This is a genomic window from Trinickia sp. HAY1-2D (genome assembly GCF_056754935.1).
This window is the reverse complement of sequence record NZ_JBPGWX010000002.1, coordinates 1,800,131-1,825,325: the sequence shown is the minus strand read 5'-3', so window position 1 is coordinate 1,825,325 and position 25,195 is coordinate 1,800,131. Positions and strand designations below refer to the sequence as shown.

The following is a 25,195-nucleotide window of genomic DNA, read 5'->3' as shown; positions in this document are numbered from 1 at the left end:
AAATTCTCACGTTACTGCTCGACTTACTGCCGCGATCGACTTTTCGTCAAAAGCGAAGATCGCCATTCTATCTTCGCGTGCCGCGTTTGTGAAGTATTTTCTTCTTCACCGCCCAGCGCAACTCGCGCAAGAGCGAAGCCCGCGATTATACGCACCCATTTTGCCTGTTCGCAAGCGCTTTTGGGCGCGCCGGCGGACTCTCTTCAGGCCGCGAGCGCTTGCAGCAACGCATCGACGCTGGCTTTGGCGTCGCCGAACAACATGCGTGTGTTGTCCTTGTAAAAGAGCGGATTGTCGACTCCCGCGTACCCCGAAGCCATACTGCGCTTGGAAACGACGACCGTGCGCGCTTTCCAGACTTCGAGCACGGGCATGCCCGCGATCGGACTGGCGGGATCTTCGAGCGCGCCGGGATTGACGATGTCGTTCGCGCCAATCACGAGCACCACGTCGGCGTGCGCGAAATCGTCGTTGATTTCATCCATCTCGAGCACGATGTCGTACGGGACCTTGGCCTCGGCAAGCAGCACGTTCATATGTCCCGGCAAACGACCGGCAACGGGATGAATACCGAAGCGCACTTTCACGCCCATCGAAGCCAGCTTGCGCGTGATTTCGCTGATGGTCGATTGCGCCTGCGCGACCGCCATGCCATAGCCGGGCACGATGATGACATCCGACGCGTCGCGCAGCAACGCGCCCACTTCGTCCACCGTCGCGGCCACGACTTCGCCGGCGGCCTGTGTACTGCTCACGGCGCTCGTCGTGCCGAAGCCCCCGAGAATCACCGAGATGAAACTCCGATTCATCGCGCGGCACATGATGTAGCTGAGAATCGCACCGCTCGATCCCACGAACGCCCCCGTCGTGATGAGCAGATCGTTATCGAGCATGAAGCCCGTGGCCGCCGCGGCCCACCCCGAATAGCTGTTGAGCATCGATACGACGACAGGCATGTCGGCGCCGCCGATGGCCATGACGAGGTGGACACCCAGCGCCCCTGCAAAGACGATCATCGTCAGCAGTGCGAACAAACCCGCATCGGCCGACGGGGCCGTGAGAAACCGGTAACCGAGCGCAAGCGCGACAGCCACGATGCCGAGGTTCAGTGCATGTCGCCCCGGCAAGATGAGCGGCTTGCCGCCGAGCGTGCCTTGCAGTTTCAGGAACGCCACGATCGAGCCTGTGAACGTGACCATCCCGATCAGCGCGCCGAGATAGATCTCGCATTCGTGGATGACGCGCGCGGCGCCCGCGAGCCCAGCGAGCGGTGCCAAATAGCTGTTGACGGCCGTCACGACGGCGGCCAGCCCCACGAAGCTGTGCAGCACGGCCACGAGCTGCGGCATTTGCGTCATTTCGACGCGCTTGGCGAGCAGCGCCCCCAGTGTGGCGCCCGCTGCCGCGCAAACGAGCACGACCGCGAGGCTCACGCCCGGCGCAATCAAGAGCGTCGCGGCAATCGCGACGAGCATGCCGAGCATCCCATAGAGATTGCCGCGCCGAGCGCTAACCGGATTGCTGAGCCCGCGCAGGCTCAGGATGAACAGCGTGCTCGCGCCCAGATACGCGATATTGCCGATTCCATTGAGCATCGCTCAGGACTCCTTATGAATTGCGCTGAAACATCTTCAGCATGCGTTGTGTGACCAGGAACCCGCCAGCGATGTTGATCGTCGCGACAAAGAGTGCAATGCCGCCCAGCACGGTCACGAGCGCATTGCCGGTGCCGAGCTGCAGGAGTGCGCCAATGACGATGATTCCGCTGATCGCATTGGTCACGCTCATCAACGGCGTATGCAGCGCAGGCGTCACGTTCCAGATGACCTGATAGCCCACGAACACGGCCAGCACGAACACGGTCAGATGCGAGACGAACGAAGGCGGGGCGAGTGCGCCCAACGCCAGAAGCGCCAGCACGGCGATGCCCAGCAGGACGGCCGAAGCTGCGCCCGACGCACGCGCGCCCGCCCCGGCTTCGCCCTTGTCGGCCATCCCAGCCACCGCATGCGGTACCGCGCCCCGCGCGGGCCGATGCAGCGCGACGGCGGGTTGCTTCGGCGCGGGCGGCGGCCAGGTGAGCTTGCCCGCATGGACCACCGTGGCGCCGCGCACGACCTCGTCGTCCATATCGATTCGCAACGTGCCGTCTTTTTGCGGCGTCAGATCGGTCAGCAAATGCCGAACGTTGGTGGCATAAAGCTGGCTCGATTGGGTTGCCATGCGGCTCGGCAAATCGGTATAGCCGACGATGGTCACACCGTGTTCGACGACGGCCTCGCCCGGCTTCGTCAGCTCGCAGTTGCCGCCCTGCTCGGCCGCCATATCGACGATCACGCTGCCGGGGCGCATCGATTCGACCATCTGCCGGGTGATCAGCTTGGGTGCCGGCTTGCCCGGAATCAACGCGGTCGTGACGATGATGTCGATTTCCTTGGCCTGCGCCGCGAACAGTGCCATCTCCGCTTCGATGAAGCGCGCACTCATCTCTTTCGCGTAACCGCCTGCGCCGCTGCCCTCCTCGTCGATGTCGACGGTCAGAAACTCGGCACCGAGACTCTGCACCTGTTGCTCGACCTCGGGGCGCGTATCGAAAGCGCGCACGATCGCGCCGAGTCCGCGCGCCGCACCGATCGCGGCGAGACCCGCCACGCCGGCGCCGATGACCATGACTTTCGCGGGCGGCATCTTGCCCGCGGCCGTGATCTGACCGGTAAAAAGCCGGCCGAAGCGATACGCGGCTTCGATCACCGCGCGATAGCCGGCCATGTTCGCCATCGAACTCAGCGCATCGAGCTTTTGCGCGCGCGAAATACGCGGCACGCAATCCATCGAGAGCGCATTGGCGCCGCGAGCGGCCAGCGCATCGACGAGCGAGGGATGCTGCGCAGGCCAGAGAAAGCCGATCAGCGTCCCGCCCGGTCCGAGGAGCGTGGCCTCGTCGACCCCAAGCGCCGGATGGTGCGCGGGCGGCCGAACCTTGATGACGACATCGGCCTCGTTCCACAGGGCGCGCGCATCGGTGACGATCCGAGCACCCGCCGCGCGATACGCTTCATCATCGAACGCGGCCGCCGCACCCGCTCCCGTTTCGACGCTCACTTCATAGCCGAGCTTGCGCAATTGTGCGACCGTCTCGGGCGTGGCGGCGACGCGCCGCTCGCCCGGATGCACTTCTTTCGGCACCGCAATGGTCATCGCCATATCAGCCCCTCGCGCCAAGCACGTTGGACAGGACGCCGATGCCCTCGATCGACACACTGACCTCGGCACCATCCTTGATGGAACCCACGCCGACAGAGGTGCCGCACGCGATGACATCGCCCGGCATCAGTGTCATGTCGTGCGAGATCATGCTCACCTGTGCCTCGGGCGAAAAAATCATGTCCGCCAGCGGATAATTCTGCCGCTCGACATCGTCGAGGCGCGTCACGACATGTGCGTTGCGCCAGTCGAAATCGGTGCGGATGGCCGGGCCGATACAGCTGAACGTGTCGAACCCCTTCGCCCGGCACCATTGGGCGAAGTTGGGATCCTCGTTGAGCAACTCGACAGCCGTGACATCGTTGATGCAGGTGTAGCCGAAGATGCAGGCAGCGGCCTCGTCGACGGACACGTCGCGGCATTGTCTGCCGATCACGATGCCGAGTTCGCCCTCATAAGCGATCTTGCCGCCGTAGCCGGTCGGCCGCCGGATCGGCTGCGCCGGGCCGATCACGGACATCGGCGGCTTGATCAGAAACAGCGGATGGGAAGGCGCCGCCTTGCCGAGCTTTTCGGCCAGCGCGTAAAAGTTGTTCCATAAAGCGATGACCTTGGTCGGCGCGCACGGGCTCACGAGCCGCACGTCCTCGAGCCGCCGCCGGGACCCGGTCGCACGAGCCGCGCCAAACATATCGCCCTCGTACTCGGCCACGCAATCGTCTTCGAGTACACCGAAGCCGACGCTTCCGTCGGACGAGTGAAAGCGTATCCACGAACTCATCGGGATATCTCCTGAAGTTGAATTGGGCTTGTCGGGCGAGCCGATGCGATGCAATGCCCGCCCGTCGCAACGCAGCGCGACGCGCAGCCCGCCGAGCGGGCCGCCGCATTTCGCCGGTGCGGTTCCGCTCAGATCGCGCCTGCCGCGCGCAGCTCCGCAATCTGATCGGCAGAAAATCCGAGCTCCGCCATGACCTCGTCCGTATGCTCGCCAAGCAGTGGCGAGCGCGTGACGACGGTCGGGCTGTCGGAGAGCTTGATCGGGTTACCGACGCTCAGGTACGACCCGCGCACCGGATGATCGACCTCGACGATCGTGCCCGTCTTGCGCAACGACTCGTCCTCAGCGATCTCCTTCATCGACAGCACCGGACCGCACGGGATGTCGTAGCGGTTCAGAATCTGCATCGCCTCGACCTTGGTCTTGCTCATGGTCCACCGTTCGATCTCGGCGAAGATATCCTTGAGTCGCGGCAACCGCGCATCGGGGGTCGCGTAGTCGGGATCGGTGACCCACTCCTCCTTGCCGATGACATTGCAGATCTTGCCCCACACGGGCGCCTGCGCAATGAAATAGATGTAGGCGTTGTAATCCCACTCCCAGTTCTTGCAGCGCAGGATCCAGCCCGGTTGGCCGCCGCCCGACGCATTGCCCGCACGCGGCACGGCCGGACCGAAGGTGCCCGCGGGATGCTGCGGATACTCGCGCAGCACACCGGTGCGATCCAGGCGCTGCTGATCGCGCAGCTTCACGCGGCAAAGATTGAGCACAGCGTCTTGCATGGCCGCCAGCACGTACTGTCCGCGGCCCGTCACGGTGCGCTGGTAAAGCGCCGTCACGATGCCGAGCGCGAGATGCAGCCCGGTGCCGCTATCGCCGATCTGCGCTCCGCTGACGACGGGTGGCCCATCGTCGAAACCCGTAGTCGATGCCGCGCCGCCCACGCACTGGGCGACGTTTTCATAGACCTTGCAGTCCTCGTACGGTCCCGGCCCGAAGCCCTTGACCGAAGCGAGGATCATGCGCGGATTCAACTCCTGTATGCGCTCCCAGCCGAAGCCCATGCGCTCGAGCGCGCCCGGCGCGAAGTTCTCGACGAGCACGTCGCATTTCCGGATCAATGCCTCGAGCACTTTCTTGCCCTCGGGATGCTTCGCGTCGATGGTCACCGAACGCTTGTTGTGATTGAGCATCGTGAAGTAAAGACTGTCGGCATCGGGAATGTCGCGCAGTTGTTCGCGCGTAACGTCGCCCGCTCCTGCCCGCTCGACCTTGATGACGTCCGCGCCAAACCAGGCCAGTAGCTGCGTGCAGGTTGGCCCGGACTGCACATGCGTGAAATCGAGGACACGCACCCCCTTCAATGCCTTGCCCACTTCCTGTCTCCAATATTCATTCGTATCGATCAGCGCCGATTGCGATGGCGCAAGGTGCCGCATCCCCAGTCGGTCGGCGGTGTGCGAGTCCGTCAGCGCGACGATCCGGCCGAGACGACGAGCGCCATCGCGGCCCGGCGCGCCGCCGCGAGCGCGGCGGCTTCGCTCGCGAAGACCGCATCGTCGACGACCCGCTGAAACGGCAGCAGGCTCACGTGCTCCTGCGGCTCGCCGTCCGCCGCATCGCGCACCGCCGCGAAGGCTGTCCATCCGCCGTTGTCGATCAGTTGCCTCGCCGACAGCTCGAGCCGAAACCGGCCCAGTATTTCCACCTGCATCACACGCCCCTTCTTTGTGCTCTCCCGCATCGCGTGCGGCTTGCCGGCCGCGCCGCGCTTCACGCGCCAGCGCGCGCTTCGAGCTCCGCGAGCCTTTTGCGCAAATTGCGATCTTCCTGGAAGCGGCTCGTCTCGTCGCGAATCACCGCGACGATCCCCGTCAATGCGCCGTCAGCCGAATGAAGCAGCGCGACCGTAAACGCGATCGACAGCGCACGACCATCCTTGTGCACGGCCGGTACCTTCAACACGTCGTTGCCGTAGCGCGTCTGGCCCGTCTCCATCGTCTTCCGATAGCCGTCCCAATGACGCTGCTGCAAGCGTTGAGGGATGATCAGATCGAGCGACTGGCCGAGCGCCTCTTGCTCCGTGAAGCCGAACATGCGTTCGGCCGCGGGGTTCCACAACGTGATGCTGCCCTCGGCGTCCGAGACGACGACCGCATCGCCGATAACCGAAAGCAACTGCTGCAAATCGACTGTCGTTTTCATGGCGCATATCCCATTCGTATTGACGGGGGCAGTATATCGACCGCCCCCGCCGCTTTCGCGCGGACCGTCAGACGGCACCGATCTCCTTCATTTGGGAGATCTGTTCCTGGGTATAGCCAAGCTGTTGCAGAACCTCCTCCGTGTGCTCGCCGAGCAGCGGGGAAGAGGTGATCTCGGGCTTGAGATCCGAGAACTTGATCGGGCTGCCAACCGTCAGGTAGGTGCCGCGTACCTTGTGCGGCACTTCGACGATCGAGCCCGTCTTGCGCATCGATTCGTCATAAGCCAGCTCTTTCATGCTGAGCACCGGCGCGCACGGAATGTCGAACTTGCGCAGGATGTCGACCGCTTCGAACTTCGTCTTGTCGCCAAGCCACTCTTCGATCTTGCCGAAGATGTCGAAGATATGCGGCTGACGGGCCTCGGGCGTCATGTAGTCGGGATCGTTGATCCATTCCGGACGGCCGAGGGCGCGGCAAATCGGTTCCCACGCATGGTCCTGGACCGTGAAGTAGATATAGGCGTTCGGATCCGTCTCCCAGCCCTTGCACTTGAGCACCCAGCCCGGCTGCCCACCGCCGCCCGCATTGCCGCCGCGCGGTACGACGTCGGTGAACGTGCCGTGCGGATACTGCGGGTACTCCTTCAGGAAGCCCACGCGCTCGAGACGCTGTTGATCGCGCAGTTTGACGCGGCACAGGTTCAGCACCGCATCCTGCATCGCGACTGCCACCTTTTGCCCCTTGCCCGTCTTCTGGCGGCCGATGATCGCCGTCAGGATGCCGATCGCAAGATGCATACCGGTGTTGGTATCGCCGAGCGCGGCCGCGCTGATCGTCGGCGGGCCGTCCCAGAAGCCGGTCGTCGAGGCGGCGCCGCCCGCACACTGGGCGACGTTCTCATACACTTTCAGATCGGAATAGTGATGCCCCTCCGAGAAGCCTTTCACCGATGCCACGATCATCTTCGGATTGAGCTCCTTGATGCGCTCCCACGAAAAGCCCATGCGATCGAGCGCGCCGGGGCCGAAGTTCTCGACGAGAACGTCCGATTCGCGGATCAGCTTTTCGAGCACCGCCTTGCCCTCGGGCTTCTTGGTGTCGAGCGTCAGCGAACGCTTGTTGCTGTTGAGCATCGTGAAGTACAGCGCGTCGGCGTCGGGAATGTCGCGCAGCTGATTGCGCGTCACGTCGCCGGCGCCCGGGCGCTCGACCTTGATCACGTCCGCACCGAACCAGGCGAGCAGCTGCGTGCAGGCGGGGCCGGCCTGAACATGCGTGAAATCGATGATCTTGATGCCGTCTAACGGAAGGCTCATTGTTTTCTCCTGATGTATGGGAATCTCGAGCGTTATTTCTTGCTTGCCGCGCTTTGCGGATTGAGGTTGGTGAGCCGGCCGCTTTCGGTGCCCGCCGATTCGTCGATGACGGCGTTGATGAGCACCGGCTTGCCGAGCGCGATCGCTTCGTCGAGTGCCTGTTGGAGCGCTTTCGTGGTCGTCACGTGATAGCCCTTGCCACCGAACGCTTCCATCATCTTGTCGTAGCGCGCACCCTTGACGAACACTGTCGGCGCGACGTCTTTTCCACCCGACGGGTTGACGTCCGTGCCGCGATAAACGCCGTTGTTGTTGAACACGACGATGCACACGGGCAGGTCGTAGCGGCAGATCGTCTCGACTTCCATGCCGCTGAAGCCGAAGGCGCTGTCGCCCTCGATCGCGATGACCTGCTTGCCGGTTTCGACGGCAGCGCCCACGGCGAAGCCCATGCCGATACCCATGATTCCCCACGTGCCGCAGTCGAGCCGCTTGCGAGGCTGGTACATGTCGATGATGCTGCGCGCGTAATCGAGCGTATTGGCGCCTTCATTGACGATCGTGATGTCGGGGTTGGCCTTGACGACGTCGCGCAGCACGCTCAGCGCGCTGTGGAAGTTCATCGGCGTGGGATCGGCCGCGAGCGTGGCCGCCATCTTCGTCAGGTTCTTGTTCTTGCGTTCGGCCACGGCTGCGAGCCAATCGGCCGCCGGCTTCGGGAAGTCCGCGCCGATGCCTTCGGCGAGCGCCGCGACGCATGAGCCGATATCGCCGATCACCGGTGCCGCGATGGCCACGTTGCTGTCGATCTCGGTCGGAGCGATATCGATCTGAATGAACTGTTTCGGGCTGCCCCAGGTCTTGCCCTTGCCGTGCGAAAGCAGCCAGTTCAAGCGCGCGCCGATCAACATGACCACGTCCGATTCGGCGAGCACGAAAGAACGCGCCGCGGACGCCGATTGCGGATGATTGTCAGGCAACAGGCCCTTGGCCATCGACATCGGCAGATAGGGAATGCCCGATTTCTCGACGAGCTCTCGAACGGCGGCGTCGGCCTGCGCATAGGCCGCGCCCTTGCCGAGCAGAATCAGCGGACGCTTGGCGCGCTTGAGCAATTCGAGCGCCCGGCTCACCGATTCCGGCGCGGGCAATTGGCGCGGCGCGGCATCGACCACGCGCACGAGCGATTTCCGGCCGGCCGCGGCATCCATCGTCTGCGCCAGCAGCTTGGCGGGCAGATCGAGATAAACACCGCCGGGACGGCCGGACACGGCCGCTCGAATCGCGCGGGCCACGCCGATGCCGATGTCTTCCGCATGCAGCACGCGGAATGCAGCCTTGGCGTGCGGCTTCGCGATATTGAGCTGGTCCATCTCCTCGTAATCGCCCTGCTGCAGATCGACGATTTCGCGCTCGCTCGAGCCGCTCACGAGAATCATCGGAAAGCAGTTCGTCGTCGCATTGGCGAGTGCGGTCAATCCGTTCAAAAAGCCAGGCGCCGAAACCGTCAGGCAAAGCCCGGGCTTTTGCGTGAGATAACCCGCGGCTGCCGCGGCGTTGCCTGCGTTTTGCTCATGTCGGAAGCTGATGACCCGCATGCCCTCGGCTTGCGCGAGACGCGCAAGGTCGGTCACGGGAATGCCCGGCAACCCGTAGATCGTCTCGATGCCGTTCAGCTTGAATGCGTCGATGACGAGATGAAAGCCGTCGGTCATCGGCGGTGTTTCGGTAGCGGGGATCGTCTCCGGCTCGATCGTCCCAACAACTTCTGCCATGTCTTGCCTCCTTGGCGCAGATGTTTGGTGTTTCTTGTGATATACAATATTCCACACACAGTATTAGTCAAGGCTTTTTTTGGCCCCGTTGAACGCTGCTGCACTGCGATTCCCCTCAGCGCTCGACGCGACCTACCGCTGACCGTTTTTCGGTTGCGGTGCACAAGCGAGCCGCCTCTCGAGCTCGCCCTGATTCCGTTGCTTTACCGATACCGCTGCTTCAATCGAGGAAGTCGCAATGCGCCTCGACGAACGCCGCGAGATCGAGCGAATGCTGTCTTACGAGGCGCTCGGCGCGCTCGGTATCGCGCGCCTCGAGGGCTTCGATGATTCGCATGTGATCGCCGATCGAGCGCGAGGCGCGATCGCTGCGCGCGATCGTCATGCGCCTGATCGCGCGCACATGCATGAAGATGTTCTTGACCGTTTCGATGAGAACCGGCGAGTCCGACAACTCGACGAGCGATTGATGAAACGCGATGTTCGCCTCGGAGTACTCCTCGACCTGGTCCGCGGGCGCCGTCTCGCCGAAGTCGTCGAAGAGCCGCCGCAGCCGCGCGAGGTCGTCGTCGGTCGCCCTCAGCGTCGCGAGACGCGCGGCCATGCTTTCGAGCGCCGCCCACATGTGGATCATCTCGACGATCTCGCGCTTGGTCTTGCGCAGGATGTAGACGCCGCGCCGCGGCACGGTCCGCAAGAACCCTTCCTGTTCGAGCAACGTCATGGCCTCGCGCACGGGCGTACGACTTACACCGAGCGCCTCGGCCAGCTCCTTCTCGTCGAGGCGGACCGCCTCGCGCGAACGGTAAATGTCCGTCTCGGCAATCGCACGCTTCAGGCTCGCGTAAGCCTGGTCGCGCAGTGACGCCGAGGCGCCGATCGGCGCCAACGTCAATGCCGCCGGTACACCGCGGCTCTCAGCTTCCCTCTCCATGGCTCTCTGTCCCCTCGCCTCTTCGATATTCTCAATACTGTATATCAGATATCTCCAAGACCCAAGCGTTCCGATGCAGTGGCTGTGCGAGGAAAGAGGGGCTGGTCGTTGCAGCGAGACCGCCGCAGCGCGGCTGGCGTGGGCATCCATAGATATTGCCTTATGATTTTCCAATAAAACTTTAACTATCGACTATCCAATCGGCGCTTTATGCTCTAGTCAAATCATCGATTCACCGATTCATCGATCCGGAGGAAAGGGCTATGAGCCAGGCATTCATCGAGGGGCGCGAGGCCGAGGCCGATCTGCACGCGCATGTGTGCGCCTACAACATGGCGTTCGAGGAGTTGGGACTGCGCTTTCGGTGGGATGCGCGCACGCTTGCATCGCTTGCCTGCATCGAGGACGAAGCGATGCGGATCGTGACGTACATCGAGACTCACCATCCGCATCTGCTCAAGGCCTACAGCCCGGAATTCCTGAGCCACGCCATCTTGACGAGGAAAAACGCGCAGCGCCCCGAGCCGCTGCCGATTCTCGACACGGCGATCCACATGGAAACGAACCGCCCCTCCGTCGTGCAGGTCCGCGCGCGCGATACGCAGGTCCAGACCGATTACAGCTTGCCCATGCTCGCTGGTGCCTGATCCGGTATTCATCAGTACTCCTAATCTTCTCTCGTAACGCCGCGCATACATCGCGCGGCGTTTTTGTTGCTTGTTACTTGCCGGGGCTTGTTACTTGTCGAGGCTTGTTACTTGTCGAGGCTTGTTACTTGCCGAGGCTTGCCGTGTCTTGTTGGTGCTGCGCGCGAGTCGAGCTCGCGCAATCCGTCCGCCCAAAAACATTGGGCGCCTTGCCCGAAACCGAGCAAGGCGCCCATTAGCCTGCGATCAATGCGTCAGCGACGACGACGAACGAGGTGCCGCAACGAACGACTCACCCTCCCCCTGCGACTCGATCCAACGCGAGCGCATGGGGGCGAGCAGGAATTTCGCCGCGACCCCCGCAGTGATCGTGATGGCGGCCGACACCAGGAACACCGCGTTCCATCCGCCGGCGGAGGCCAGGATCGATGCGAGCGGCACGAGCAGCGACGCGGTACCTTTGGCTGTATAGAGCAGCCCCGCATTGCCCGCGGCGAATTTGCTGCCGAACGTGTCCGCGCAGATGGCGGGGAAGATCGAGAAGATTTCGCCCCAGCACAGGAAGATCAGCGCCGCGAACGTCATGAACGCATAGGGGTTCGTGCCGTACTGCATGAGGCCGAGCAGCGCGAGGCCTTCGCCGATGAAGACGATGAACATCGTGTTTTCACGGCCGATCTTGTCCGAGACGAAGCCGCACAGCGGCCGCGTGAACCCGTTGCAGATGTTGTCGATCGAGAGCGTCATCGTCAGCAGCGGCAACGTCAGCCCGAAGAGCGTCATCGGCAAGCGCGCCAGGCCCATATCCTTGGCGATCGGCCCGATCTGCGCCGTTGCCATCAACCCGCCGGCCGCCACAGCGACGAACGAGATATAAATCGCCCAGAAGACCGGCGTACGAGCCATCTGGCCAGGCGTGTAGTCGACCTTCGTGACCGCGAACTTGCGCTTGGGCGCGACCGCGCCGCGGCCCGTCGGTTTGGCGAGCAGCATGGCGAGCACGAAGATGGAGGCTCCTTGCAGAATGCCGAAGAAGAAGAACGTGTGTTCGTAGCCCGAGCGCGTGATCATGTTGGCGATCGGAATCACGGTGACGGCCGCGCCCGCACCGAAACCAGCGGCAGTGAGCCCCGCCGCGAGACCGCGGCGATCGGGGAACCACTTCAGCGCATTGCCGACACACGTACCATAGACGCATCCCGCCCCAACTCCGGCGATGACCGAGGCTGCATAGAGCTCAGGCAGCGTGGTGGCAAACGAATAAATGACCCATGCGAGGCCCGCGCAAACCGCGCCGAGCGCCACCACCGGCCGTGGGCCGAAGCGGTCCACGAGCCACCCTTCCACGGGAACGAGCCAGGTCTCGGTCAGAATGAAGATCGAGAAGGCCAGCTGGATCGACGCAGGTTCCCAATGGTGCCGCGCCTGCATCGGTGCGACAAACAGTGTCCACGCGTACTGAAGGTTGGCCACGAGTGCCATACAGAGCATGCCGATGAACAGCTGAGACCACCTGCCCTTCCAAAATGCAGCGTTTCCGTCCATTTGCTTCGTCTCCATCCATCTAATTATTGAAAAGCGAGAGGCGCAACGGGCCTACACTCTTAATTCATTCATTCTTTATGAATCATTTTTAAAATCGAGTGAGTGCCTGAGCCCTTGAATGCGATGAGTGAAAAGGCAACCGGCCGACGGCATCGACGTGACGGGCTCGCGCCTGGGCTCCAGCCGCCTTGCTGCGCGGCGCGGCGCCGATGCGCGCTTTCCTGTTCGATGACAAAGCCTGATTGCATAGACGCATGCTAGGGGCAGCGATGAATTACCGATAATCAAAGTTTGTTACCGTCTCGATTCACTTTCGTTTATGGACCGGCCGAGCACGGCTCGGAGCCCACGGCGCAACACGTTGCGGGATTGCCGGTTTCTCGCCAACTCAAGTCAGGTCGCTCCTGCCGGGTGTTATCCCTAATGCGCGCAAAGTGCGCTTCGTCGGCAAAAGGGGCGGACGCATAGGGTCTTTGCTAAGTTAGGAAAACCTGAAGTTTGTTACGATGACGATCCAGTTTTGCTTATGGACCCGCTTCGGCCATGACTATCAGAAATGCAACGCTTCGGCAGCTGAAGGTCTTCGAAACGGTTGCCCGCCTCCTGAGCTTTTCACGTGCCGCAGAGGAGCTTCATCTGACGCAGCCGGCGGTCTCCACGCAGGTTGCTCAACTCGAAGAGCACGCGGGGTTGCCTCTTTTCGAACAGCTTGGGAAAAAAATCTACCTGACGCCGGCCGGCACCGAAATGCTGCAGTTCAGCCGCACGATCCTTCAGCAATTCCAGCAGGAGGACGAAGCGATGAGCCAGCTCAAGGGTATCTCCGGCGGTACGCTCAATGTCGCCGTCATCAGCGCGGGCGATTATTTCTTTCCACGTTTGCTCGCCGAGTTCACACGCCGCTATTCCGGGGTGACATTCAATCTCGCGGTCCACAACCGCGAGGAATTGCTTCAGCAGTTATCGACGAATCAGACCGATTTAGCGGTCATGGTCCGCCCGCCGGTCAATATGGACGTCACGACCGAGCCGTTCGCGCCCCATCCCTATGTCATCGTCGCGGCACCGACGCATCCGCTCGCGTCGAAACGCTTCATCACCATGGCACAACTGGCCGACGAGCCGTTCATTGTGCGCGAGCGCGGCTCGGACACCTGGAATTCGATGCAGGAGGGACTCGCCGGCCGGCTCGAGCACCCGAAAGTGGCCATGGAGATCAAGAGCACCGAGACGATCAAGCAAGCCGTGATCGCGGGTATGGGCATCGCTTTTCTGTCGGCTCACACGATCAGTCTCGAGTTGCAAGTCGGCAATCTCGTCGTGCTCGACGTCGAGGGCTTCCCCGTCATGCTCAACTGGTATGTCGTGCACCGCAAGAACAAACGCCTGCCTCCCGTTGCGGAAGCCTTCAAGCGTTTCCTGATCGACGAAGGCGCGGCGTTGCTCGAGCAGATTACCCGGGTTGGCGCGCTGACCGCGAAGCACGCCTGAACCCGGGCCGCGCGATCAGTCGAGAAAATCGCAATGCGCGTCGACGTAATCGGCCAAATCGAGTGAATGTTGACGGACGAGTCGCTCCGCCAGCTCGGTATCGCGTTTTTCGAGCGCTTCGATGATGCGCAGATGGTCGACGATCGAGCGAGCGGCACGGTCGCTTTGCGAAATCGTCATTCGCCGGATCGCCCGGACGTGCACGAAGATGTTCTTGATCGTTTCGAGGATGATCTGCGATTTCGACAGTTCGACGATCGCCTGATGGAACGCGATGTTCGCATCCGAATACTCTTCGATATGCTCGGCGGGAGTCGTATCGCGGAAGTTGTCGAACATGCGGCGCAAGCGGGCGATTTCCTCGTCCGTCGCGTGCAGCGTCGCCTGGCGCGCCGCCATGCTCTCGAGTGCGGCCCACATCTGGATCATTTCGACGATCTCGCGCCGGCTCTTTCGCACGATGTAAATCCCGCGGCGCGGAACCGTGCGTAAAAAACCCTCCTGTTCGAGCAGCGTCATCGCTTCCCGAATCGGCGTTCGGCTCACGCCGAGCGTTTCGCTCAGCATGCGCTCATCGAGCCGCACGGGCTCCCGCGTCGCGTAGATATCGGCGTCCGCAATCGCCTTGCGCAGCATCGCATAAGCCTGATCGCGCAAGCTGACGCTCGCGCCGATCGATTTCAGCGAAAGCGTGAGCGGCGAAGCGGTAGTTTTAGTTAGCAGTTCTGACGACATTCAGTGCCTCACGAGTCCGCCCCGGGCGTGCCCCAGCGTGCACGCCGGCGCCCTCCACTTCGCCCAGGCCGACGAAACGCCCGTGTTTGGCCGCGAGATCCGCGACCGATGCGGGCAGCCATTGCGAAATCAAGTAGGTAGCGAGGCTGCCAAGACCGACGGCCGCGAGCGAAAGCAACGACAAGTTCGGAAGTTCCACCAGTTCCATTTCCCACTCCAGGAGAAGTTTGATCAGATGGTAGCCATGGTAATGCTGCGACGCGGCAGCCGTCAATATTTTGTATGTGATATTTCACGGAATCGCCGCGATCCGTTGTTTCAGCGACACGCGTACGTGGAGGAGCCCCACGCACGCGGAGTAGCGGGCGACGCACGACCGACAGGATACCGCGCCGCACGGATGTCAGCGGGTAATCGCTTGGACCAAAAGGGGAATCAGGCGGACTTCGGGATGCGGACACCGTCGCCGCAGGCGCGGCAACGGTGTGCGGGAGAGAAAAAAGGCTGGCGGGAATCGGCCGGGAAGCAGTTCCCCCTACGATGCCTTACGCCGCGCGAGCCCCTTGCGTGACGCCGGGAGGCTGCGAGGCGGCCCGGGCAGCCGTCTGCGCAAGCGCGTGCTGCGCCGTTTGCTCCCGGAGCTTGATCAACGCGAGAACGGTGTCGATGATCGGGGTCGCCTGGCCAACGAGGCGGCCCATCTCCTGCACGACGGTCAGCAACGGATCGATTTCCATCGGACGACCGGACTCGAGATCCTGAAGCATCGAAGTCTTGTGCGCCCCAACGGCGCCCGCACCGTCGATGCGCCGCTCCACATCGACGCGGAAATGCACCCCGAAGCGATCCGCAATCGACTTTGCCTCGAGCATCATCGTTCGGGACACGGCACGCGTGCCGGGGTTGCTCGTGATGACGTCGAGCGTCGCATGCGTCAATGCGCTGATCGGGTTGAAGCAGAGATTGCCCCAGAGCTTGAGCCAGATTTCATCGCGGATGTCGTCACGGATCGGCGCATCGAAGCCGGCCGCCACCATCATTTCCTGCAACGCGAGGATACGCTCGGTTTTCTCGCCGCTCGGCTCGCCTATCGGAAACTTCTTGCCGTAGACATGGCGTACGACACCGGGCTCGACGATCTCCGCAGCCGGATACAGCACACAGCCGATCGCGCGTTCGGGCCCGAGGCGTTTCCATTGCGTGCCGCCCGGATCCACGCTGTCGAGCATGGTGCCGGCGAATACGCCCCCATGGCGATAGAAGTACCAATACGGGATGCCGTTGATGGCCGTCACGATCGCGGTATTCGGGCCCAGCAACGGCTGCATTGCGTCGACGACGCCGGCCACGGAATGCGCCTTGAGTGCGACGATGACGTAGTCCTGCTCGCCAAGCTCGCGCGGATCGGACGTGCACCGCACGTTGACCACACGCTCGCCCTCTTCCGTTTGAAGCCGGACGCCATTCTTCTGCATGGCCGCGAGATGAGGGCCGCGCGCGATGAAGCTCACATCGGCACCGGCCAGCGCAAGCTGTGCGCCCATGTAAGCGCCGATCGCGCCGGCGCCATATACACAGATCTTCATATGGGTTCCCTAAAGTGAAGTCACGAAAGCGGTGGCGCGCGGCTCGAGTTCGGCGCGGCGCAGCGAAAGCGCCTCGCGAACGATCTCGCGCATCGTGGACGCACTGGCCTCGTCGAGCGCGCTCAGTAGGACGCGTCGCATGCGCGGCTCCCAAAAGGAGCGGATATGCTCGGCGATGCCGGCGAGGGCCTCGTCGCGATCGGGCATCGACTCGAAGAACTCGCCGATGCGGTTGGCCATCTCGATCAGGTGGTGCTCGTTCATCGTCGGTCTCTCACTGTGCTCATTTGCCCGTGCCCGCATGGGCCGCGCCGCGCTCGCGCTCGTTGAGCAGCGTGAGCTGCTCGTCGGTAAAGCGCGAGTACGCCTGCTGCCACGCCGAAGGCTGCTGCACCGGCATCACCTGCACCGCCGTCACCTTGTACTCGGGGCAGTTGGTCGCCCAGTCCGAGCTGTCCGTGGTGATCACGTTCGCCCCCGACTCGGGGAAGTGGAACGTCGTGTAGACCACCCCGGGCTGCATGCGCTCGGTCACCAGCGCGCGCAGCACGGTCGTGCCCGCGCGCGATTCGATGCCCACCCAGTCGCCCGTCTTCACGCCGCGCTCCTCGGCATCGTGCGGATGCAGCTCGAGCCGGTCCTCGTCGTGCCAGCGCACGTTCTCCGTGCGCCGCGTCTGCGCCCCCACGTTGTACTGCGACAGAATCCGCCCCGTCGTCAACAGCAGCGGGAAGCGCCGCGTCACCTTCTCGTCGGACGCCACGAACTTCGTGATCACGAACTTGCCCTTGCCCCGCACGAACTCGTCCACGTGCATCGTCGGCGTGCCCTCGGGCGCCTGCGCGTTGCACGGCCACTGCACGCTGCCCAGCTCGTCGATCAGCGCATACGAGACCCCCTCGAACGTCGGCGTGAGCCGCGCGATCTCGTCCATGATCTCGCCCGGATGCGCGTAGTCCATCTCGTAGCCCAGCGCCTTCGACAGCTTGAGCGTCACCTCCCAGTCCGCGAAGCCCGCCATCGGCGGCATCACGCGCCGCACCCGCGAGATGCGCCGCTCCGCGTTCGTGAACGTGCCGTCCTTCTCCAGGAACGACGAGCCCGGCAGGAACACGTGCGCATACTTGGCCGTCTCGTTCAGGAAGATGTCCTGCACCACGATGCACTCCATCGCCGAGAGCGCCGCGGCCACATGCTGCGTGTCCGGGTCCGACTGCACGATGTCCTCGCCCTGGCAGTACAGCCCCAGGAACGTGCCGTCCAGCGCCGCATCGAACATGTTCGGAATGCGCAGCCCCGGCTCCGCTTGCAGCGCCACGTGCCAGGCCGCCTCGAACTGCGTGCGCACCGCGTCGCCGCCCACGTGCCGGTAGCCCGGCAGCTCGTGCGGAAACGAGCCCATGTCGCACGAGCCTTGCACATTGTTCTGCCCGCGCAGCGGATTCACGCCCACGCCCTCGCGCCCGACGTTGCCCGTGGCCATCGCCAGGTTCGCGATGCCCATCACCATCGTCGAGCCCTGCGCATGCTCGGTCACCCCGAGCCCGTAGTAGATCGCCGCGTTGCCGCCCGTCGCGTACAGGCGGGCGGCCGCGCGCACATCGGCGGCCGGCACGCCCGTGACCGCCTCGGTGGCCTCGGGCGAGTTCTCCTCGCGCGCCACGAACTCGCGCCACTGCGCAAACGACACCGGCTCGCAGCGCTCGGCCACGAACGCCTCGGCCACCAGGTTTTCCGTGACCACCACGTGCGCCAGCGCATTGATCAGCGCCACGTTCGTGCCCGGGCGCAGCGGCAAGTGGTAATCGGCCTTCAGGTGCGGGCCGTCCACCAGATCGATGCGCCGCGGATCGGCCACGATCAGCTTGGCGCCCTCGCGCACGCGCCGCTTCAAGCGCGAGGCGAACACCGGATGCCCGTCCGTCGGGTTCGCCCCGATCACCACGATCACGTCCGAGTGCGCCACCGAGGCAAACGTCTGCGTGCCCGCCGATTCGCCCAGCGTCGTCTTCAGCCCGTAGCCCGTGGGCGAATGGCACACCCGCGCGCACGTGTCCACGTTGTTGTTGCCGAACGCCGCGCGCACGAGCTTTTGCACGAGATACGTCTCCTCGTTCGTGCAGCGCGACGAGGTGATCCCGCCGATCGAATCGCGCCCGTACTTGGCCTGGATGCGCTTGAACTCCGAGGCCGCATACGCGATCGCCTCGTCCCAGCTCACCTCGCGCCACGGGTCCGTGATCTTCGCGCGGATCATCGGCTTGGTGATGCGGTCCTTGTGCGTCGCGTAGCCCCACGCAAAGCGCCCCTTCACGCAGGCGTGGCCCTCGTTGGCCTGCCCGTTGCGGTACGGCACCATGCGCACCACCTGGCTGCCCTTCATCTCCGCCTTGAACGCGCAGCCCACACCGCAGTACGCGCACGTCGTCACCACCGAATGCTCCGCCTGACCGAGCACCGTGACGGACTTTTCCATCAAGGTGGCCGTCGGGCACGCCGCCACGCACGCGCCGCACGAGACGCACTCCGAGTCCATGAACGGCACGTTCTCGCTGGCCGCCACGCGCGAATCGAACCCGCGCGCGGCGATCGTCAGCGCGAACGTGCCCTGCGTCTCCTCGCACGCGCGCACGCAGCGATTGCACACGATGCACTTGGACGGATCGTAGGTGAAGTACGGGTTCGATTCGTCCTTTTGGTCCTTGAGGTGATTGGCCCCGTCAAAGCCATAGCGCACCTCGCGCAAGCCCACCACGCCCGCCATGTCCTGCAGCTCGCAGTTGCCGTTGGCCGGACACGTCAGACAATCGAGCGGATGGTCCGAGATGTACAGCTCCATCACGTTGCGCCGCAAATCCTGCAGCCGCGGCGTTTGCGTGGCCACGCGCATGCCCGCTTCGACCGGCGTCGTGCACGAGGCCGGATAACCGCGCCGGCCTTCGATCTCCACCAGGCACAGCCGGCACGAGCCGAACGGCTCCAGCGAATCGGTCGCACACAGCTTGGGCACGTTCACGCCCGCTTCGATCGCCGCGCGCATCACCGAGGTGCCCGCGGCCACCGTCACCTCGCGATCGTCGATCGTGAGCGTCACGTCCGTGTCGGCGTGCCGGCGCGGCGTGCCGTAGTCGATGTCATCGAGCGGGTTCAGGTTCTGCGCGGCGCTCTTGCAGGCGCAATTGCCTGAGCCGCAACCACCGGTCTTCGGGGAAACAAGTGCGTCGGACATGAATCAGTACTCCTGAGGTTTGCGTGCGCGCCAGCGGCTCAAGCCGCGGCCGCTTTGGGCTCGGCACGCAGACCGAAATCTTCCGGGAAATGATCGAGCGCGGAGCGCACCGGATACGGCGTCATGCCGCCCATCGCGCACAGCGAGCCCGACACCATCGTGTCGCACAGATCGCGCAGCAGTTGCACCTGCTTGTCCGAGGTGTCGCCATTGCGCATGCGCTGGATCACCTCGACGCCGCGCGTGGAGCCGATACGGCACGGCGTGCACTTGCCGCACGACTCGATCGCACAGAAGTGCATCGCGTATTGCGCCAGCTCCGCCAGGTTCGACGTGTCGTCGTGCACCACCAGCCCGCCGTGGCCCACCACCGCGCCCACGGCCGCATACGCTTCGTAGTCCAGCGGAATGTCCCACTGGCTCTCCGGCAAGTACGTGCCCAGCGGCCCGCCCACTTGCACCGCCCGCGCGGGCCGCCCGCTGGCCGTGCCGCCGCCGTACTCCTCGAGCAGCTCGCGCAGCGTCACGCCGAAGGCCAGCTCCACGAGCCCGCCGCGCAAGATGTTGCCCGCCAGCTGAAACGGCAGCGTGCCGCGCGAGCGGCCCATGCCGAAGTCGCGGTAGTACGCCGCGCCGCGCGCGAAGATCACCGGCACCGTGGCCAGCGTGATGACGTTGTTGATCACCGTGGGCTGGCCATACAGGCCCGCGAGCGCCGGCACCGGCGGCTTGGCCCGCACGATGCCGCGCTTGCCCTCGAGCGACTCGAGCAGCGCCGTTTCCTCGCCGCACACGTACGAGCCCGCGCCCTTGGCCACCTCCAGCTCGAACGCGCGGCCCGAGCCGAGCACGCTCGCGCCGAGCCAGCCTGCCTCGCGCGCGCGTTCGATCGCCGCGTTCAGCATGGCGATCGCATGCGGGTATTCGCTGCGCACGTAGATGTAGCCGCGCGTGGCGCCCGTGACCACGCCCGCGATGATCATGCCTTCGATCAGCCCGTACGGATCGCCCTCCATCGACAAGCGGTCCGAGAACGTGCCGGAGTCGCCCTCGTCGGCATTGCACACGATGTACTTCTGGGCGGCCTGGGCCGCGCGCACCGTGCGCCATTTGATGCCGGCCGGAAACGCCGCGCCGCCGCGCCCGCGCAGGCCCGATTCGATCAGCGCCTCGACGGCCGCGTCGCCGTCCATCGCCAGCGCCGCTTTGAGGCCCACGAGGCCTTCGTGGGCCAGGTAATCGTCGATCGACAGCGGATCGGTGAGCCCCAGGCGCGCGAACGTGAGCCGCTGCTGGCGCTTCAGATACGGAATCTCCTCGACGAGGCCCACCGCCCGCGCGTGCGTGCCGCCGCCATCGAGCCAGCCCGCGTCGAACAGCGCGGCGACATCGGCCGCCTCGACGTTGCCGTAGCCCACGCGGCCCGCGCTCGTTTGCACTTCCACGAGCGGCTCGAGCCACAAGAGCCCGCGCGAGCCGTTGCGCACGAGCTCGATGGCCACGCCGCGCCGCGCGGCTTCGGCCTCGATCGCCGCGGCCAGTGCATCGGCGCCCAGCGCGAGCGCCGACGAATCGCGCGGCACGAAGATGCGCACCGCCGACAGGGGTGTCCCGGCCTGCAAATTCATACGGACTCCTTATGAGCGGGTGCGATGCCGGCCTGCGTGCAGGCCGCCTCGAACAGCGCATCGAATTTGGCCGGCGTCACCTTCGCGTGCAGCGTGCCGTTGATCGTCATGGCCGGCGACAGCGCGCATTGGCCCAGGCAGTAGACCGATTCGAGTTCGACCGGCGCGCCTTCGGCAGGGTGGCCGTTATTCGTGCCGTCGGCATGCTTGGCATCGAAGCGGCAACCGGTGCGTGCTTCGATATGCGCGGCCAGCGCTTCGGTGCCCATGCTGCGGCACGATTCGGCCCGGCACAGTGCCACGCCCACGCGCGGCGGCGCGCTCGTGCGGAAATGGTGGTAGTACGTCAGCACGCCATGCACTTCGGCGCGCGAGAGGTTCATCGCCCGCGCCAGCGGCGTCACCACTTCGGGCGGGATGAAACCGGCTTCGTCCTGTATCGCGTGCAGCACCGCGAGGAGCGAACGCCCTTCGCAGCAGTGCCGCGCGATCAATCGATCGGCGTCGAACACGCGTGTCTCCTTCAAGCGGTACGTTTTGTTGGAGTGCCAGGGCGGGCTGCCCGAGCGTGGCACTTCGTCAGCTAGCTTCTGATTCCTGCAGCTCACGCATTGCAGGCCGCTTGCATGGACAAATAGTGCGGGAGTCGATCTATTAGGAAAAGTTAAAGTTTTTTATCGTCAACATTGATGATGATGAATGGGTCGGCAGGGACGCCCAAAGCTGCTCCGTCATGCAGCGATGCCCTCTGGCGTTCGCATTTGGCGGTAGAGCCCCCAGATCAAATCGAGTTGGCTGATCGCCCCGACGAGCCGGCCGCCGCCGTCGAGCACGCCCACGCGATCGCACGCGTGATCCTTGAAGTGCGGCGCCAATTCGCTGATCGGTGTATCGGTGCGGACGGTACAGTCATAGTGACTCGGGTTCGGCACCCTGGGCGAATGCGGCAGGGCGGACATGATGTCCGCGCAGGTGAGTTCCCCGCACCCGCGGGAAAGGGCGAAGCGGTCTCCGTCGCCGTGCAGTAACGCTTCAATTCCGGGCGAATGGCGGTGCGCACTCGCGCCCGGCATCGAGGCATCCTCGGCCCCGCCGCGCCGCTGAGCGACCGACGACAGACGTTGCCAGAGGCTCGCCCAGCGTCCGGCCGCCGCATGGCTGGCGTCGCCGCTGAACGAGCGCGGATAGCGGTGCCCCATCGTCAGGTGAAACGCGAGCGCGGCGCTCAGGAGTGCCGCCGATTGCAGTGCGATCGGCACCAGGACGAAGCCATAACCGAGCTCGTGAACCGCGGGGCCGCCGAGTACGGCAGTCAGGGCAACGGCGCCTGAAGGCGGATGTACGCAGCGAAATGCCAGCATGACACTGATGGCCAAGGCCACCGCCGTTGCGGCCGCAACGATCGGCGTGCCGATCAACTTCGCACATACCACGCCAACGATCGCCGCGCAGATATTGCCGCCCATGATCGACCACGGTTGGGCAAGCGGGCTTTCCGGCACGGCGAACAGCAATACCGCCGACGCGCCCATCGGCGCAACGAGCAACGGTGTTTCCATGTCCATACCGAGGACGGCATGCGCCGCCCAGCCCGTAAAGGCGATGCCGAACAACGCACCCAGACACGACCGAATGCGCTTACCTTGCCCGTCTCCGTTTTTCATCCGTATCGCTCGCTATCGACACAATATTTCGGGGCATCTCATGCACCAATGTGTGGCGAGAATACGGGCGGACGCACCAAACCCGACAGTCAATATTTCTTTGGATATCGATAACACTTTGGTTATCGTGGGCGAAGCCCTCGGCGAGGCAAAATCGTCGCATTCAGGGCCTGGTCGATTGCGGGTTCGTGCGTCGCACGACGAACCATGACTTCGCATTGGTGCATCCGGCCCATTCGCTGCCGCGCGATCATGGAGCTTCATCTCACTCGACGGCAACATCCACGAGCCCATGCCCCACGTGCTTCCCAAAGCTGCCTTGGTCGCGCTCCTTGCAACGTCGGCTTCGCTCGCACCGGCGCAGCCCGTCTCCGCTGCCGGTATGCAGCCCGTCGACTGGTACACGAACGCCGTTACCGCGGACCAGGTTCGCAGCCGCGAGGATGCCGACCGGGATTACTACAACCGCCAGTACTACGACCGGCAATACGAGAACCAGCGTTATAACAACCAGCTTTACAACCGTCAGTACTACAACAGGCAGTACTACAACCGCCAGTACTACAATCGGGAGTACTACAGGAACCACCGATAAGCGCCGCTGCCGCCGGCCGCCGCTCAACCGGTATCGCCGCCGGCAACGGGCAAAACGGTGCCGGTGATATAGCTGGCCTCATCCGAAGCCAGAAACAGAATCGGCGCGACCTGTTCTTCTATCGTGCCGTAGCGCTTGAGAAACGTGGATTCGTTGACCTGCCGCACGGCCTCGCTCATCCAGATGCGTTCCTGCGCACTATCGCCTTCCGGATTGCGGGCGACGCGCCGCGCGGGTGCCTCGGTCCCGCCGGGCGCCGTCGCCACCACCCGTATGTCGTGCTCCGCATATTCCATTGCCAGTGACTGAGTCAGCGCATTGACGCCGCCCTTCGCGGCCGAATACGGCACGCGTCGAATGCCACGCGTCGCATTCGACGAAACGTTGACGATGGTGCCTCGACCGCGCCGAAGCAGATGCGGCAACACTGCATGGCACGCGTACAGTGTGGGCATCAACGAACGACGGATTTCCGCATCGATCTGCGCCGGCTCGAACTGCGCAAACGGACGCATGCGGATGGCCCCGCCCACACCGTTGACGAGCACGTCGATCCCGCCGAACCGTTGCGCCGCAAACGCCATCGCCGCTCGAGCGCCCTCGTAGGTCTCCAGATCCGCGACGAAGCCGGCCGCGCTCGCCTCGGGCGCTTGCGCAGCGACTTCCGCAACGAAATCGGCGCGATCGACCAGGACGACTTTGCCGCCTTCGGCAGCCACACGCAGCGCGACACCCCGACCGATACCCTGCGCCGCGCCCGTCACGACCACCACTTTGCCTGCGAATCGCTGCATGGTCATACTGCCCTCGCGCTCGCGTTGGGCGTGAACTTCTCGTAATGGAAGCTGCTGGGCCTCACGCCGTTATCGTCGAAGTGCTTGCGTACCGCGTCGACCATCGGCGGCGGCCCGCATAGATAGACGTCGACGTCGCCGCCGTTGAGCGCGTCGGCCGGAATGTGTTGCGTCACCCATCCCTTGCGCGGATGGCTCGACACCGCATCGGCCACCACGGTCGCATAGCTGAAATGCGGCAGTCTTGCCGTGTACGCCTCGATCGCGTCCACCTTCACCAGATCGAGATCCCGCGTGACCCCGTAGACCATATGTACCTTGCGCTGTGAATCGCCGCGCGCCAGCACCTCCAGCATCGAGAGAAACGGTGCGAGGCCCGTGCCGCCGGCAAGGAAGAGCAGCGGCCGCTGCGGCTCCCGCAGATAAAAGCTGCCGAACGGCCCGATCAGATCCAGTCTGTCGCCCGCCCGTGCGGATTCGAGCCACGTGCTCATCACTCCACCGGGAATCTTTTTGATCAAAAAGCTGATCGTCGATTGGCCCGGAGCCGACGAGAATGAATAGGAACGGTTCTGCCCACTACCCGGCACGTCGATATTGACGTACTGCCCCGGGAGAAACACTGGCGCGCTCACGCCCGCATCGAGTTCCAGTACGACCGCGGCATCGTTGTGAGGCTCGACCTTCGCCACGGTCGCGGTGAACCGGCTCTGCTCGGTCTTGCATCCCGAGGAAGACGCGGGCACCGCGATCACACAATCGCTCTCGGGCACCATCTGGCAAGCCAGCACGAGCCCATTGCGCTTTTCGTCCTCGCTCAACGCGTCTTCGATGTAGTCGTCACCGAGGTCGTAACGGCCGCTTTCAGCGCGGCATTTACAGGTGCCGCATACCCCGTCCGCGCAGTCCATCGGCAGATTGATCTTCGCGCGAAAGGCGGCATCGAGGACTTTCTCGCCGGCCTTGCATTCGATGAAGCGCGTTACGCCGTCTTCGAAGTTAAGCGCAATGTTATAGCTTGACATGGAACCTCCTTCACTCCCATGTTGTTCGCCAGGCTCTGA

The 25,195-nt window shown here is 63.9% G+C and carries 23 protein-coding genes; 3 read left to right on the top strand and 20 right to left on the bottom strand.

What is annotated here, in order from left to right; translation table 11 throughout:
* Positions 1 to 203 precede the first annotated feature (203 nt).
* From ACR9ZC_RS15650 to ACR9ZC_RS15610, 9 genes are all read right to left on the bottom strand, one after another.
* Positions 204 to 1,595, bottom strand: coding sequence for an NAD(P)(+) transhydrogenase (Re/Si-specific) subunit beta (locus ACR9ZC_RS15650; protein ID WP_481581001.1), 1,392 nt, complete (start codon positions 1,593 to 1,595; stop codon positions 204 to 206).
* Between the two features lie 13 nt (positions 1,596 to 1,608).
* Positions 1,609 to 3,204, bottom strand: a complete 1,596-nt coding sequence (locus ACR9ZC_RS15645) for a Re/Si-specific NAD(P)(+) transhydrogenase subunit alpha (RefSeq protein ID WP_481581000.1) — start codon at positions 3,202 to 3,204, stop codon at positions 1,609 to 1,611.
* A 1-nt stretch (position 3,205) separates the two neighbouring features.
* Positions 3,206 to 3,985, bottom strand: coding sequence for a fumarylacetoacetate hydrolase family protein (locus ACR9ZC_RS15640; RefSeq protein ID WP_481580999.1), 780 nt, complete (start codon positions 3,983 to 3,985; stop codon positions 3,206 to 3,208).
* 128 nt (positions 3,986 to 4,113) lie between these two features.
* A complete protein-coding gene (gene frc, locus ACR9ZC_RS15635; RefSeq protein ID WP_331572830.1) occupies positions 4,114 to 5,361 on the bottom strand; it encodes a formyl-CoA transferase in 1,248 nt (415 codons plus the stop codon).
* Positions 5,362 to 5,453: 92 nt separating this feature from the next.
* On the bottom strand, positions 5,454 to 5,729 hold the full coding sequence (locus ACR9ZC_RS15630; RefSeq protein WP_481580998.1) for a hypothetical protein: 276 nt from the start codon (positions 5,727 to 5,729) through the stop codon (positions 5,454 to 5,456).
* Between the two features lie 29 nt (positions 5,730 to 5,758).
* Positions 5,759 to 6,190 (bottom strand): PAS domain-containing protein, encoded by a 432-nt coding sequence (locus ACR9ZC_RS15625; RefSeq protein WP_331572714.1) that lies wholly within the window; start codon positions 6,188 to 6,190, stop codon positions 5,759 to 5,761.
* A gap of 67 nt (positions 6,191 to 6,257) precedes the next feature.
* Complete coding sequence (frc, locus tag ACR9ZC_RS15620) at positions 6,258 to 7,508, bottom strand: formyl-CoA transferase (RefSeq protein ID WP_331572712.1); 1,251 nt, start codon at positions 7,506 to 7,508, stop codon at positions 6,258 to 6,260.
* Between the two features lie 32 nt (positions 7,509 to 7,540).
* Positions 7,541 to 9,283 (bottom strand): oxalyl-CoA decarboxylase, encoded by a 1,743-nt coding sequence (oxc, locus tag ACR9ZC_RS15615; RefSeq protein WP_481580997.1) that lies wholly within the window; start codon positions 9,281 to 9,283, stop codon positions 7,541 to 7,543.
* A gap of 220 nt (positions 9,284 to 9,503) precedes the next feature.
* Positions 9,504 to 10,217, bottom strand: coding sequence for a GntR family transcriptional regulator (locus ACR9ZC_RS15610; protein WP_331572708.1), 714 nt, complete (start codon positions 10,215 to 10,217; stop codon positions 9,504 to 9,506).
* Positions 10,218 to 10,480: 263 nt separating this feature from the next.
* Here ACR9ZC_RS15610 and ACR9ZC_RS15605 point away from each other — a divergent pair, with 263 nt between their 5' ends.
* Positions 10,481 to 10,864, top strand: a complete 384-nt coding sequence (locus ACR9ZC_RS15605) for a hypothetical protein (protein ID WP_331572706.1) — start codon at positions 10,481 to 10,483, stop codon at positions 10,862 to 10,864.
* A 246-nt stretch (positions 10,865 to 11,110) separates the two neighbouring features.
* Here the strand turns inward: ACR9ZC_RS15605 and oxlT are convergent, their stop codons facing one another.
* On the bottom strand, positions 11,111 to 12,409 hold the full coding sequence (gene oxlT / locus ACR9ZC_RS15600) for an oxalate/formate MFS antiporter (protein WP_481580996.1): 1,299 nt from the start codon (positions 12,407 to 12,409) through the stop codon (positions 11,111 to 11,113).
* Between the two features lie 543 nt (positions 12,410 to 12,952).
* Here oxlT and ACR9ZC_RS15595 point away from each other — a divergent pair.
* Entirely contained in the window at positions 12,953 to 13,900 is a 948-nt protein-coding gene (locus ACR9ZC_RS15595; RefSeq protein WP_331572702.1) for a LysR family transcriptional regulator, read from the top strand.
* Positions 13,901 to 13,915: 15 nt separating this feature from the next.
* Here the strand turns inward: ACR9ZC_RS15595 and ACR9ZC_RS15590 are convergent, their stop codons facing one another.
* From ACR9ZC_RS15590 to ACR9ZC_RS15555, 8 genes are all read right to left on the bottom strand, one after another.
* A complete protein-coding gene (locus tag ACR9ZC_RS15590) occupies positions 13,916 to 14,635 on the bottom strand; it encodes a GntR family transcriptional regulator (RefSeq protein ID WP_331572700.1) in 720 nt (239 codons plus the stop codon).
* On the bottom strand, positions 14,613 to 14,843 hold the full coding sequence (locus tag ACR9ZC_RS15585) for a hypothetical protein (RefSeq protein WP_414720315.1): 231 nt from the start codon (positions 14,841 to 14,843) through the stop codon (positions 14,613 to 14,615). The genes ACR9ZC_RS15590 and ACR9ZC_RS15585 overlap by 23 nt, the downstream gene beginning before the upstream one ends.
* 337 nt (positions 14,844 to 15,180) lie before the next feature.
* A complete protein-coding gene (locus ACR9ZC_RS15580; RefSeq protein ID WP_331572698.1) occupies positions 15,181 to 16,221 on the bottom strand; it encodes a 2-dehydropantoate 2-reductase in 1,041 nt (346 codons plus the stop codon).
* Between the two features lie 9 nt (positions 16,222 to 16,230).
* Complete coding sequence (locus ACR9ZC_RS15575; RefSeq protein WP_481580995.1) at positions 16,231 to 16,485, bottom strand: formate dehydrogenase subunit delta; 255 nt, start codon at positions 16,483 to 16,485, stop codon at positions 16,231 to 16,233.
* Between the two features lie 19 nt (positions 16,486 to 16,504).
* Positions 16,505 to 19,450: a formate dehydrogenase subunit alpha gene (gene fdhF, locus ACR9ZC_RS15570; protein WP_481580994.1), complete on the bottom strand. Its 2,946-nt coding sequence runs from the start codon at positions 19,448 to 19,450 to the stop codon at positions 16,505 to 16,507.
* Between the two features lie 38 nt (positions 19,451 to 19,488).
* Positions 19,489 to 21,078 carry a formate dehydrogenase beta subunit gene (locus tag ACR9ZC_RS15565; protein ID WP_481580993.1) on the bottom strand — a complete coding sequence of 530 codons (1,590 nt, stop codon included), beginning with the start codon at positions 21,076 to 21,078 and terminating at the stop codon, positions 19,489 to 19,491.
* Entirely contained in the window at positions 21,075 to 21,605 is a 531-nt protein-coding gene (locus tag ACR9ZC_RS15560) for an NAD(P)H-dependent oxidoreductase subunit E (RefSeq protein WP_481580992.1), read from the bottom strand. Before ACR9ZC_RS15560 ends, ACR9ZC_RS15565 begins: the two co-directional genes overlap by 4 nt.
* 204 nt (positions 21,606 to 21,809) lie before the next feature.
* Positions 21,810 to 22,742: an HPP family protein gene (locus ACR9ZC_RS15555; protein ID WP_481580991.1), complete on the bottom strand. Its 933-nt coding sequence runs from the start codon at positions 22,740 to 22,742 to the stop codon at positions 21,810 to 21,812.
* Positions 22,743 to 23,034: 292 nt separating this feature from the next.
* Between ACR9ZC_RS15555 and ACR9ZC_RS15550 the strand changes: the two genes are divergently transcribed.
* Positions 23,035 to 23,337, top strand: a complete 303-nt coding sequence (locus ACR9ZC_RS15550) for a hypothetical protein (RefSeq protein WP_440561512.1) — start codon at positions 23,035 to 23,037, stop codon at positions 23,335 to 23,337.
* Between the two features lie 23 nt (positions 23,338 to 23,360).
* Here the strand turns inward: ACR9ZC_RS15550 and benD are convergent, their stop codons facing one another.
* Together benD and benC are read right to left on the bottom strand one after the other, a co-directional pair.
* A complete protein-coding gene (gene benD, locus ACR9ZC_RS15545) occupies positions 23,361 to 24,137 on the bottom strand; it encodes a benzoate diol dehydrogenase BenD (protein WP_331574280.1) in 777 nt (258 codons plus the stop codon).
* The gene (gene benC, locus ACR9ZC_RS15540) at positions 24,134 to 25,156 is read right to left on the bottom strand and encodes a benzoate 1,2-dioxygenase electron transfer component BenC (protein ID WP_481580990.1); all 1,023 of its coding nucleotides are present in this window, start codon (positions 25,154 to 25,156) and stop codon (positions 24,134 to 24,136) included. Before benC ends, benD begins: the two co-directional genes overlap by 4 nt.
* Between the last annotated feature and the right edge of the window lie 39 nt (positions 25,157 to 25,195).

What these genes read in the sequence shown, in the direction of transcription:
- ACR9ZC_RS15650 (WP_481581001.1), bottom strand. Translation starts at nt 1,595, where the DNA reads ATGCTCAATGGAATCGGCAATATCGCGTATCTGGGCGCGAGCACGCTG.
- ACR9ZC_RS15645 (WP_481581000.1), bottom strand. Translation starts at nt 3,204, where the DNA reads ATGGCGATGACCATTGCGGTGCCGAAAGAAGTGCATCCGGGCGAGCGG.
- ACR9ZC_RS15640 (WP_481580999.1), bottom strand. Translation starts at nt 3,985, where the DNA reads ATGAGTTCGTGGATACGCTTTCACTCGTCCGACGGAAGCGTCGGCTTC.
- ACR9ZC_RS15630 (WP_481580998.1), bottom strand. Translation starts at nt 5,729, where the DNA reads ATGCGGGAGAGCACAAAGAAGGGGCGTGTGATGCAGGTGGAAATACTG.
- ACR9ZC_RS15625 (WP_331572714.1), bottom strand. Translation starts at nt 6,190, where the DNA reads ATGAAAACGACAGTCGATTTGCAGCAGTTGCTTTCGGTTATCGGCGAT.
- frc (WP_331572712.1), bottom strand. Translation starts at nt 7,508, where the DNA reads ATGAGCCTTCCGTTAGACGGCATCAAGATCATCGATTTCACGCATGTT.
- oxc (WP_481580997.1), bottom strand. Translation starts at nt 9,283, where the DNA reads ATGGCAGAAGTTGTTGGGACGATCGAGCCGGAGACGATCCCCGCTACC.
- ACR9ZC_RS15610 (WP_331572708.1), bottom strand. Translation starts at nt 10,217, where the DNA reads ATGGAGAGGGAAGCTGAGAGCCGCGGTGTACCGGCGGCATTGACGTTG.
- ACR9ZC_RS15605 (WP_331572706.1), top strand. Translation starts at nt 10,481, where the DNA reads ATGAGCCAGGCATTCATCGAGGGGCGCGAGGCCGAGGCCGATCTGCAC.
- oxlT (WP_481580996.1), bottom strand. Translation starts at nt 12,409, where the DNA reads ATGGACGGAAACGCTGCATTTTGGAAGGGCAGGTGGTCTCAGCTGTTC.
- ACR9ZC_RS15595 (WP_331572702.1), top strand. Translation starts at nt 12,953, where the DNA reads ATGACTATCAGAAATGCAACGCTTCGGCAGCTGAAGGTCTTCGAAACG.
- ACR9ZC_RS15590 (WP_331572700.1), bottom strand. Translation starts at nt 14,635, where the DNA reads ATGTCGTCAGAACTGCTAACTAAAACTACCGCTTCGCCGCTCACGCTT.
- ACR9ZC_RS15585 (WP_414720315.1), bottom strand. Translation starts at nt 14,843, where the DNA reads ATGGAACTGGTGGAACTTCCGAACTTGTCGTTGCTTTCGCTCGCGGCC.
- ACR9ZC_RS15580 (WP_331572698.1), bottom strand. Translation starts at nt 16,221, where the DNA reads ATGAAGATCTGTGTATATGGCGCCGGCGCGATCGGCGCTTACATGGGC.
- ACR9ZC_RS15575 (WP_481580995.1), bottom strand. Translation starts at nt 16,485, where the DNA reads ATGAACGAGCACCACCTGATCGAGATGGCCAACCGCATCGGCGAGTTC.
- fdhF (WP_481580994.1), bottom strand. Translation starts at nt 19,450, where the DNA reads ATGTCCGACGCACTTGTTTCCCCGAAGACCGGTGGTTGCGGCTCAGGC.
- ACR9ZC_RS15565 (WP_481580993.1), bottom strand. Translation starts at nt 21,078, where the DNA reads ATGAATTTGCAGGCCGGGACACCCCTGTCGGCGGTGCGCATCTTCGTG.
- ACR9ZC_RS15555 (WP_481580991.1), bottom strand. Translation starts at nt 22,742, where the DNA reads ATGAAAAACGGAGACGGGCAAGGTAAGCGCATTCGGTCGTGTCTGGGT.
- ACR9ZC_RS15550 (WP_440561512.1), top strand. Translation starts at nt 23,035, where the DNA reads ATGCCCCACGTGCTTCCCAAAGCTGCCTTGGTCGCGCTCCTTGCAACG.
- benD (WP_331574280.1), bottom strand. Translation starts at nt 24,137, where the DNA reads ATGACCATGCAGCGATTCGCAGGCAAAGTGGTGGTCGTGACGGGCGCG.
- benC (WP_481580990.1), bottom strand. Translation starts at nt 25,156, where the DNA reads ATGTCAAGCTATAACATTGCGCTTAACTTCGAAGACGGCGTAACGCGC.